Source organism: Bradyrhizobium sp. 17 (assembly GCF_023073515.1).
Taxonomy (GTDB): Bacteria; Pseudomonadota; Alphaproteobacteria; order Rhizobiales; family Xanthobacteraceae; genus Bradyrhizobium; species Bradyrhizobium canariense_D.
This window is the reverse complement of sequence record NZ_JADPJQ010000033.1, coordinates 1-9165: the sequence shown is the minus strand read 5'-3', so window position 1 is coordinate 9165 and position 9165 is coordinate 1. Positions and strand designations below refer to the sequence as shown.

The 9165-nt window shown below is 57.0% G+C and carries 8 protein-coding genes; 4 read left to right on the top strand and 4 right to left on the bottom strand.

Annotated features, from left to right (window positions below; all coding sequences use genetic code 11):
- Positions 1-244 precede the first annotated feature (244 nt).
- Together IVB13_RS04985 and IVB13_RS04980 are read left to right on the top strand one after the other, a co-directional pair.
- Positions 245-1237 carry a CBASS cGAMP-activated phospholipase gene (locus IVB13_RS04985; protein ID WP_247487994.1) on the top strand — a complete coding sequence of 331 codons (993 nt, stop codon included), beginning with the start codon at positions 245-247 and terminating at the stop codon, positions 1235-1237.
- On the top strand, positions 1237-2622 hold the full coding sequence (locus tag IVB13_RS04980; RefSeq protein ID WP_247487992.1) for a cyclic GMP-AMP synthase DncV-like nucleotidyltransferase: 1386 nt from the start codon (positions 1237-1239) through the stop codon (positions 2620-2622). The genes IVB13_RS04985 and IVB13_RS04980 overlap by 1 nt, the downstream gene beginning before the upstream one ends.
- A gap of 593 nt (positions 2623-3215) precedes the next feature.
- On the opposite strand, the gene IVB13_RS04975 is transcribed toward IVB13_RS04980, so the two are convergent.
- Positions 3216-3461: a PilZ domain-containing protein gene (locus tag IVB13_RS04975; RefSeq protein WP_247487990.1), complete on the bottom strand. Its 246-nt coding sequence runs from the start codon at positions 3459-3461 to the stop codon at positions 3216-3218.
- Positions 3462-3467: 6 nt separating this feature from the next.
- Positions 3468-3767, bottom strand: coding sequence for a hypothetical protein (locus IVB13_RS04970; protein WP_247487989.1), 300 nt, complete (start codon positions 3765-3767; stop codon positions 3468-3470).
- Positions 3768-4608: 841 nt separating this feature from the next.
- Here IVB13_RS04970 and IVB13_RS40135 point away from each other — a divergent pair.
- Entirely contained in the window at positions 4609-4737 is a 129-nt protein-coding gene (locus IVB13_RS40135) for a hypothetical protein (protein ID WP_256467298.1), read from the top strand.
- A 54-nt stretch (positions 4738-4791) separates the two neighbouring features.
- Here IVB13_RS40135 and IVB13_RS04965 read toward each other — a convergent pair whose 3' ends face one another.
- On the bottom strand, positions 4792-5286 hold the full coding sequence (locus IVB13_RS04965) for a DUF4142 domain-containing protein (protein WP_247487987.1): 495 nt from the start codon (positions 5284-5286) through the stop codon (positions 4792-4794).
- A 521-nt stretch (positions 5287-5807) separates the two neighbouring features.
- Between IVB13_RS04965 and IVB13_RS04960 the strand changes: the two genes are divergently transcribed.
- On the top strand, positions 5808-6017 hold the full coding sequence (locus tag IVB13_RS04960; RefSeq protein ID WP_247487984.1) for a hypothetical protein: 210 nt from the start codon (positions 5808-5810) through the stop codon (positions 6015-6017).
- Positions 6018-6088: 71 nt separating this feature from the next.
- Here IVB13_RS04960 and IVB13_RS04955 read toward each other — a convergent pair whose 3' ends face one another.
- Entirely contained in the window at positions 6089-6292 is a 204-nt protein-coding gene (locus IVB13_RS04955; RefSeq protein WP_247487996.1) for a cold-shock protein, read from the bottom strand.
- Positions 6293-9165: the final 2873 nt, after the last annotated feature.

Genomic DNA, 9165 nt, shown 5'->3' with positions numbered 1-9165 from the left:
ACCTGGCGCGGCCGATCAGTCGACCTCGCATCCGTGCCATCAGGGTAACAATTGCTGATGCGGCAATACGCGGGGTCCTTATTCCATGCCGAAACACACTTTAAGATCACGTAGCATCTCCCGTTTCCGTCCGCACACCTCGCCGCCTGCGGTAGCGGCGGGTCGGGAGATCTCAATTAGCCTCGACGTGTCGCGCTCCCTCAGGTCCGCGTCCGACTGCGGCTGGTCGTTTAGGAGACCTACTTTGGCTTTTCAGATCCTTTGTTTATCCGGTGGGGGCTTTATGGGCCTCTACACGGCATGCGTTCTGGCCGAGCTCGAAGCGGAGATCGATCGCCCCATTGCACGATGCTTTGATCTGATCGCCGGCACCTCGATTGGCGGCATCATGGCCTTAGGTCTCGCTGCAGAGGTGCAGGCTGGCGTGATCAGAAATGCTATTGCTGTGGATGGCCCGAAGATATTTTCACGCAAGCCGCCCCCTCAAAGCAATCTGGCGAAACGCCTGTCCCTGATGTCGAACGCGCGCCATGCGAAATACCGCGCAGGAAAGCTGCGGGCAACAATCACGAGCATCATCGACGAAAAGAAAAAGATCGGGCACCTCCAGCATCGCGTCATGGTGCCGGCCGTCAATCTCACGAAGGGATCACCTCAAGTCTTCAAGACCGACCACCACCCGTCGTTCCATCGAGACTGGACGGTGCCTGTGGTCGATGTCGCGCTCGCCACATCCGCAGCGCCAACTTTCTTTCCACTTCATCAAATCCGCGGCGAGCTATTCGCTGACGGAGGGCTTTACGCTAACTCCCCGGACCATCTTGCGCTACACGAGGCCGAGTACTTTCTCGAACATCCCCTCAAAGACATTTCGATCTTGAGCATCGGTACGACCACGTCGCGCTTTTCGTTTTCGAATTCGGGAGAGATCGATCTCGGTTGGATGGGATGGATGGAAAATCAGCGTCTGCCGCGCGTGATGATCTCGGCTCAGCAGCTGAACACCGATGCCATGATCGGGCATCGCCTTCAAACCCGCTACCTGAGAATCGATCATCAGCAGTCCCCCGAACAAGAACGGAAACTGGCTCTCGACTGCGCAAGCTTGGGAGCAATCAACGACCTTCGAGCGCTTGCCGAGGCATCGGTTCGTGAGCACCTTGGGAAGGGACCGCTGCGTTCGTTTCTGCAACACACGGCTGCGCCTGCGGCTTTCTACAATCGAAAGGACTTGTGATGGGTATCGCCGCAAGTCTCTTCTACAACTCCGATGACGCCGAGAATTGTCTCGACTGGCGGGTGCGTCCCTCGGACGAACAGTATGACACCCAGAAAGAGCGCTGGAACGATCTCGCCGAGCATTTGAAAGAGGATCTCGCCAAACGCTCCGATTGCCGAATATCTTCTTGGCTGCAGGGGTCTTACAAGTTCAGCACTCAGGTTCGACCTGCCAGCCTAGACGAAGAGTTCGACATCGATCTTGGTGTCTATTTCATATGGTCCGGTCAGCCGGAAGACGGCGAGCACGATCCGACCGACCTCAAAAGCTTCGTTCAAGATAGCCTTGCTGATTACGTTGGCGACGACACCAACGATGCGAGCGGTGTCGATGAACCACGAGCAAAATGCAGCCGCATCCATTTCGATGGAAATTTTCATATCGACGTGCCGGCCTATCATCTTGATGACGGCCGGGACGCTCGATCGCTCGCAACGTCGGAGAACAATTGGGACAATAGCGACCCCAAGGCAATCTACGCCTGGTGGAAGGTGATCACAGGACAAGTCGACAGGGCCAGGTGCCGGCGATTGGTTCGTTACCTTAAGATGTGGTCTGCTCTAAAAATCGAAGCCGATGGGCGTCCATCGTCGATCTTGATCACGGTGCTTGTAGCAGACGCTTTTGACGGTCTGGACCGTGATCAATTCACCGGCGACGACGAATTTCTGCGCGAGGTCGTATCCAAGATCGCTTCTCGACTAGGAGAGGACGCGGAAGTTCAAAACCCAGCCAACACGAAAGAAAATCTAAATCGTTTGAATAGCGAAAAATCGACCGCGCTCGTCCAGAAGCTCGATGAACTGCTATCGATCGCTGATCGAGCTTTGGCTGCGTCAACGAAGGCTGCGAGCGCTGAGATATGGTCTGAGGCCTTTGATCACTTCTTTCCGGTGCCGGAGGACGATGACGAGGAGGAGGCTGTCCTGAAGGAACACAGCCGAGCACTTGCCACTATCCAATTCAATCCTATTGTCTCCGTCCAGGCTTCAACTGGCCGTCACACCTACAGAGACACCGATCGCATTGGACCGATCCCTAAGGGTTGCGACATCAAGTTCACCTTGGCAAATGCGCACCAACTGCCGGCGGGAACGACGGTCAGCTGGATGGTTCGAAACTCCGGCAAAGAAGCCGAACTCAAAAACGACCTTGGGCACAGGGTCGGGACAGGTCTAACGGTATCGCGCGACTCGGAATACCGCGGAACTCACCATATGGACGTCGCCGTTCATTTGAACGGCTTGCTTATCGGAAGAAAGCGCATCCCTGTCGAAATCACTGGAATGGGCTTCCCGAAGCGAAATCCTGCCAAGCCGGCTTGGAATAAATTCCGGCGATGAAGGGCACACTCGCCTTGCTAACGCCCGCGAGTTACGATGGTATGCCGGCGAAAACCGCCAACCATGCATTCCGTTAAGAGTGCCGGCTCACTCTCCCGAGTCCGCCGGATCGTTTTCGCCGAGTCTGGCCGTCGATGCGCATCAACTGTGGTCTATGCCGCGCGATCTCAGCACCGGAGGCGTCAACCACGATTACAACCGTGCCCGCATCACGGTCGCAATCGGGATCGCTGGCGATGTCCCGAGCGACACGGGCGCCGTAATGGACGGCTAGCTCAGCAGAGCCGAATAGCTCTCCCACATCGTCCGCCTGTGTCTCGCCATTGTGTAAAATCGGGAAGTAGTAACGCATAGCCGCGGCTCTCGTCCTTTTAGTCGCGATCATGCCCACATGTCGGGACGGCCCGCACCTGTCAAAACGACAGGGTCTTGCGAAGCGGATCACCGGGCGCCCTCCTCACAGCCCCGCAGCGTGTGTCGTCGTTGACCCGCAGCAACAACGCTCGACGCCTCCCGCTAGACAGCGTGGTAACACTCCCAGACCTTTGTCCCGCGGGGCACTTGGCTGGCACCGACAACCTACCAGAGCCGACTCAATCGGCTTTGAACACCACGCCGATGCGAGTATTACTGGACCAAACGAGACGACAATCTCGGATGATACGGTCTCTTTCCAACATCATCTTGAATGTGGCACGCATGTGCAGCTTCGCCGGTAGCTCGATCCCAGCCCCGTCCTCCGAGATGTTGAAAACGCGGCAACGTTGGCTGCCGCCATCTCCAAAAATGTATGCGCCCAAGTCGACGTCCGAACGATCGGTCTTCCGGCGATCCGACATGATTACTTATCCTTGAGTTGACGCGGCTGTCTCGGGTCCTTCATTGGTCGAAACTATTTCAAGCAATCTAAACTGCCTCGCGATCCGCGTTGCCAAGCGCGACCGCTCTTTAGCCAGCCCTCTCTCATAGTCGGATACGTCGTGTCCGTCTCGCTTAAGGACCTCGATCAGGATAGTTTGGCTCTGAACATAGGTCACCTTGTCAGCGATCTCTCGCGTCAAAACAGCCAACTCGTCATCATTATCTGATGTCACGGCGATCTCCTTGGTCGGCCTGATCACGCGCAGAAAGGCGCTATTTTGCATGCCCAATACTTACAGATCGTTACGCGGCCACCCTGGACCGCCCTATAGCCGCGTGGCCAGTTCGGCCCTGGCCGAGCAAACTGGGTGCAAGCGCAACCTCGCGACGTTCACGCTCCAAACCTGGAGCTGATCATTTACCACCTTGCTATACGATGGTCCGCAGCGCTACTGCTGGCATGAAATCGATGTCCAACGATCGACAAGAGATCCGTCCGTGGTCTCCCGAAGAAGAAGCGCAATTACTTGCGCTATTCGGAGAGGGCATGACTGCAACCGAGCTGGGCGAGCGCCTGGGTCGCAGTCGCCAGGCCGTGTACGGTCGGTTACAACGCTTCCGCAAGCAGCGAGGGCGAACAAGCCGAAGGAGCGGACACGCCTTCGCGCAATGGGTCGGTTAGCCCTGGGCCTCCGCCCGCCGGCAACACCCGCCGCGTGTTCGCAGTGCTAACACTGCCGATGCGGCGTGCGCCTGTACGACTGCCCAACCTGTAGGCGGTTGTTTTCGGGATGCCAGTCGCCGTAATTTGCCTGATCGCGGTCGTGCTTTTTTGTCTGATCGCGCAAAAATCGGCAGCGGGGTGGAAATGGTCCGAACCGGGGCTCCAAAGAGTTCGACGATTTGGTGCGCAGAGGACGACGAGATGCTTTTAGAGATGCGGGCGAGCGGCGCGTCATTCAGCAACATTGCAGCAGACCTCGGCCGTAGCCAGGCATCAGTCGAATCTCGCTATTCCAGCTTAAAGAAGCAGACTGAATCTGCGCGGTCGTTCCTAAAACCTTAAGCCCGGCCACCGGCGGGATACGACCTGGCGAACACGCCTTCTTGCTCAATGCGATTGTAATGAAACGTGCAGCCATGAGCGCGGGCGAAGATTTCGGCCTCTGCAAGCGCGGGCGCGTCATTCCCGCCGAACGCATACTCGATGTACCGGTCGCGAATTATCAGCTGGTCCGCCCCGACATCATCTAAAACGCTCGGCAGCCGGCGTAGGCAGTCTTCGCGCCTCTCCATGAAGGCGTCGGATCAACTACCGGCCTTTAACGATTTTGCCGTGTCCAGATGCTTTTGCAATGTGTCTATCTGGCCGGAAGCATATTCTCCCGCAGCGTCCTTGCTTTTTGACGCCTTCTTGTACTCGGCGATATCCTTCTGGTGGTCTGCGACCATGTGAGATGCGAACATCTTGTCGAAGCTTTCGCCGGACATTCTTGCCATCTTGTCATGGTCGGCTTTTTGCTTCGCATTCGGGCCGCTCGGCGGGTTCATTCCCAATCCTTGGGCAGCATTTAAAGCCTTCTGATTGGCGGCAGCGTGGTCTGTGGAGAGCATTCTGCCGAACGACTTGACGGCATCGCTCTGGCCGTTCTGCTGCGCCAGCTCTCCCATGCTCACTTCAGCGAAATTGCCCTCGATTGCCTTCTTGAGGAACGTTTCGCTTTGCTTATCCTTCGCAGTTGCGGTGGCAACTGAGATCGCCATCAAGGTTGCTGTCCCGAGCGACAAAAGCATTCTGTTCATCGGCGACTCCTGCGGGTTGTTTGCCGATGAACATTCAGATGCGCGAGAGGTTCCAATTGGCACACCCTGAGGCAGTAAGCCTGAGGTGATTGAAATCCGATTTACCTGTGGTATTCTAGGTTTTTACGCTGACTCTGTTTGCTCTGAGCCGTCCTGATAGTGCTTTTTGTACTGGGGAGGACATTTTATGCGAGGCTCTCGCGCAATCCTTTATGCTCAACGACTTAGCGAACTCACTTCTCAACTCTCAGAATTGGAATATCTTCGAGCTTTAGTCGAAGAAGCAGAGCGCCGCGCCCGTGGCGCGCCCCCGTTGCGCTTGACACGTTCTGGTTCGCGCCACCTTCGCAGTCGCGAACCGCGCGCCCTGGCAGTCCGCTTACGTTGCCTCGCGCCTCCAATGCAGGCGTTGTCTGTACGCCTGACAACGACAACCAAGTCGAGTGGATTTTGCTGGAGCCATTCCCCGAGGGCTGGTGGGCTTCATCCTAAAGCCCGTGCGACCGAAGGGCCCTTCGCCAATGGACGAATTCGTGATGCTTCTCGCCGAGCTGGACCGGTGCAAGGCGGAATTCCAGCACCTGCAAAACGAACTAAATCTCGCGAATGGGGCCGGGCCGACCGATAGAGCAGCGCTTCAAGATGCGGCACGCCGGATGAGCGGCATCGCAGCCCGTCTTGAGGCTGTGATGCGTGCGATCTCAAAAGGCACGGAAAGCGGAGTACATTGAGCACTCCCGCTCCCTTCCCTTAAGACCTGCCGAAACGCTGCAAGTCTGCGCTAGACCGGATCTCGGGCGCCTCACCCGACACGCAGATTTTCCGCCGAGTCCTTGCCGCGATTGTTCACGACATCGAAGCTGACCTTGGCTCCCTCATTGAGGCTGCTCAAGCCGGCTTTCTCAACCGCCGAAATATGGACGAAGACGTCCTTGCCGCCGTTGTCAGGTTGAATGAACCCGTAACCCTTCGTCGGATTAAACCACTTCACTGTCCCCAAAGCCACTTGACCTCTCCATTGTTCAAAAACCAAAACTAGTGCGGGAATTCCGACAAAAGAATGGCTGGCCGCCCGGCGCGCGAACGCGATAGACGGCACGCTGATTCAGTCGGCATGCCCCGAGTCAAGTAGATCCAAATACCGAATGTGAAGTGTGAGCGGCTGTTTGGAGCCGTCTAAGAGCACACGTACCTGGTTGCGCGTGGAGCCTAGCCCAAGGACAACGCCGAACGTGCCGGATAATCTTCGACCAGCCGCCTCGGCCAACACGATGCGACAACCCGGTGCGACGCCATCCTTGATGAGAGACAATTCTGAACTGGGCGGACCATTCTTGTGGTCGGACATGCAGGCAAACATATCGTAGGCGCAAATAAAGGCCGCGCAGGCTCCGTAAGAACAACGGGAACAACGATGCTACCATACTCGCGGCTAATCCCGCTTCAGGTTCGGTGCCTCAATCGCCTTCAGCAGCTGCGCCCTCAACTGCAACACAACAGGTTCGCAGTCACAGCCGAGCAGTGATTGCGGTTGCGATCCAAAGGGCACCCGCTGAATTTCGACCGCCCAAGTGCTGCGGCCAGAGCAATTTTCAGGTCGCGCAACTCGTGCGGACCGTGCTCGCGATTACCTAGCAATCTAGACCCATATTCTGATTTGCAGATGTGCGTGCAACGGGAACGCCGCGGTAAGCAAGGACGGATTGTGGCTGAAAACTGCCATTCCCCCCGCCTACAGCATGCCCTCACACGCATGGCTTCACGCCTTGCGGCGATGCCGCGTTGGATCGCGCGGGCGCGCGGTTTGTGAAAGCCAAGATGCAACTCGGCCGAGGCCAAGCATGCAGCGGCTTCAATACGGTCCCACTTGAAGCTAGGGACGCGCGTCAACAAAGACGTGGGTCAGTTCAGAAACTTCACAGCGAGACGGCGCTCATCACGCCATACAACGGAGCAATCAATATCCAAGCCAGCACTTGGAACGCGCAGCCCAAATGCCGCGGGCACGAAAGGCGCGTTATCGATTTGGACGATCGCAGAGGAATCCGTGAGGTGGCGGACCTTGCACCGCACAGGAGTGCCGTCGACCAATATCTGCGCAACATAGACGCTACGTCGCCGCTCGTTAGCCACGTCTCGCAGTCTCCCCGCTCTAGCGCGGGAGAGATATTGATCTACGATTCCAGTCTCAAATGAGGCTAGACCATGGTTTCATATCGGACAAGAGCCAGCTCAGTTCACTGGTGGAGGAGCTTTTGAAGCATGGGGCAAGGACCTTGCCCGGTGGCAATTTGAATCCCTGGACATCGCTGCACTATCTAACCTTGGAAGATTAGCCTCCACCCGTGAGAACCGCCGGCCTCAAGAGCCGGCGGAGCCTTGCGGTGTGAGGCCGAGGCACCCAATCGTACTCTGCTCGGCTTGCCCGGATCGGAATTAGCGATATCCTTTTCCTCACCCAGGACGCGCAGTAGCTCGCGCGCTTTCGCCTCCTTCTCGTAGTTGTGAAGCCGGCACAGATTGTGAGGAACAGGAGTATCAGATAGGGGCGGTTGCGGAATTGGAGCTGACCTATGCGCTCGGTTTTGGCGGTGAGTTTCTTGATGCTCCTGTGCACCTCGGCCGACGCTGCAAAGGTGCGTCACTCTCGGGCGCGCCACCCCGCGGCGGAACGTCCGAGCCCGGATGTCAATTCTCGGGCGCGCTTCGCGGTCCCCGGATGGAGTGACGACGCAACGCGGCGATGGCTGGATAATGCTTCCTCCAATGTCGGCCGCGGTGGCTAACAACCGACATCGGTTGCGGGCACTAGGCCCGCGCCAGACATTTCGTACCGCGTTCGAATAGAAAGGGAGCCAAATGCGTACTCCCATAATCGCCGGCATCGCCCTTGCTTCGCTAGTTTCAGCCGGGGCGGCCGATGATGGTCCCGCGGACAAACCGAAGAAGATGACAGCTGCAGCTACATGCTGATGGATGGCCAGTTGGTCGATCTACCGGTTGGCGCCAACGTTTGTGTCCGTTCACCTGCGCCATATACCAACGAATACGCCCTGCTTCACTGTTATCCGCCCATTCAAGAGGTCGACCTCGTAAAGCGCGGTGATTCCCGGTGTAGAAAAGTACGAAGATCGCGAGCGAAAAAAATAGAGTGGCGTAAACCCGAGCTGTTCGCTCTGGTCCGAGTCACGGCTTCGACGAAAAAGCCCTAGCGCTGCTTGGATGCACTAGGGCCTCATTCTGTACCGGCCCACTCGCTTAAGACCGGTGCGCGTACCATCGCCCACAAACGTTTCAGAGTGGTTAGTTCGAAGCTTCTGCTGTTCTAAAATAGTTCGACCAGTTGCAGAAACGCGCAGGCGGCACAAACAATCATTCCCCACAGCGCAAAGTTTATCTGCAGAGCTGCAACCATGCTTCCCTCCCTGTCGGCCGAGCTTGGTGCTTCGGTTGATGGCGCACTTGCATTTTCACCATTTCCCCGAATCTACACCGATTCCAACGTCTCAACCGCCCGGAAGAATACTGGGTCCGACTCTCGATGAAACACGGCACAACTTCGGGGTATGCGCCCGCCCTCTTCCGCATCAGGGCAAAACGTTGCGCAGGCGCAACAGCCTTCCATGTTCCGCTTCGGAACAGATGTTTTGGACTCAACCCGCAAACCAGGTTCTGCAACCATCGCCAACAGCCGGGGCTGGAAGTGTCCATTACGTAAGCACTCAATTTTCCCGGGAAAATAAAGGCCGCAGGAGATGAGCTGATCCTGCGGCCTTTTTCATCTCAGCGGCGGATGTGGCAATCTCAGGGTAAGCGCTGTTCAGCGGCCACCTACCGGATGACGGTGTGATCTGCGAGTCTGCGGTTCGGTTTGGACCG

What these genes read in the sequence shown, in the direction of transcription:
- IVB13_RS04980 (WP_247487992.1), top strand. Translation starts at nt 1,237, where the DNA reads ATGGGTATCGCCGCAAGTCTCTTCTACAACTCCGATGACGCCGAGAAT.
- IVB13_RS04975 (WP_247487990.1), bottom strand. Translation starts at nt 3,461, where the DNA reads ATGTCGGATCGCCGGAAGACCGATCGTTCGGACGTCGACTTGGGCGCA.
- IVB13_RS04970 (WP_247487989.1), bottom strand. Translation starts at nt 3,767, where the DNA reads ATGCAAAATAGCGCCTTTCTGCGCGTGATCAGGCCGACCAAGGAGATC.
- IVB13_RS40135 (WP_256467298.1), top strand. Translation starts at nt 4,609, where the DNA reads ATGAAACGTGCAGCCATGAGCGCGGGCGAAGATTTCGGCCTCTGCAAG.
- IVB13_RS04965 (WP_247487987.1), bottom strand. Translation starts at nt 5,286, where the DNA reads ATGAACAGAATGCTTTTGTCGCTCGGGACAGCAACCTTGATGGCGATC.
- IVB13_RS04960 (WP_247487984.1), top strand. Translation starts at nt 5,808, where the DNA reads ATGGACGAATTCGTGATGCTTCTCGCCGAGCTGGACCGGTGCAAGGCG.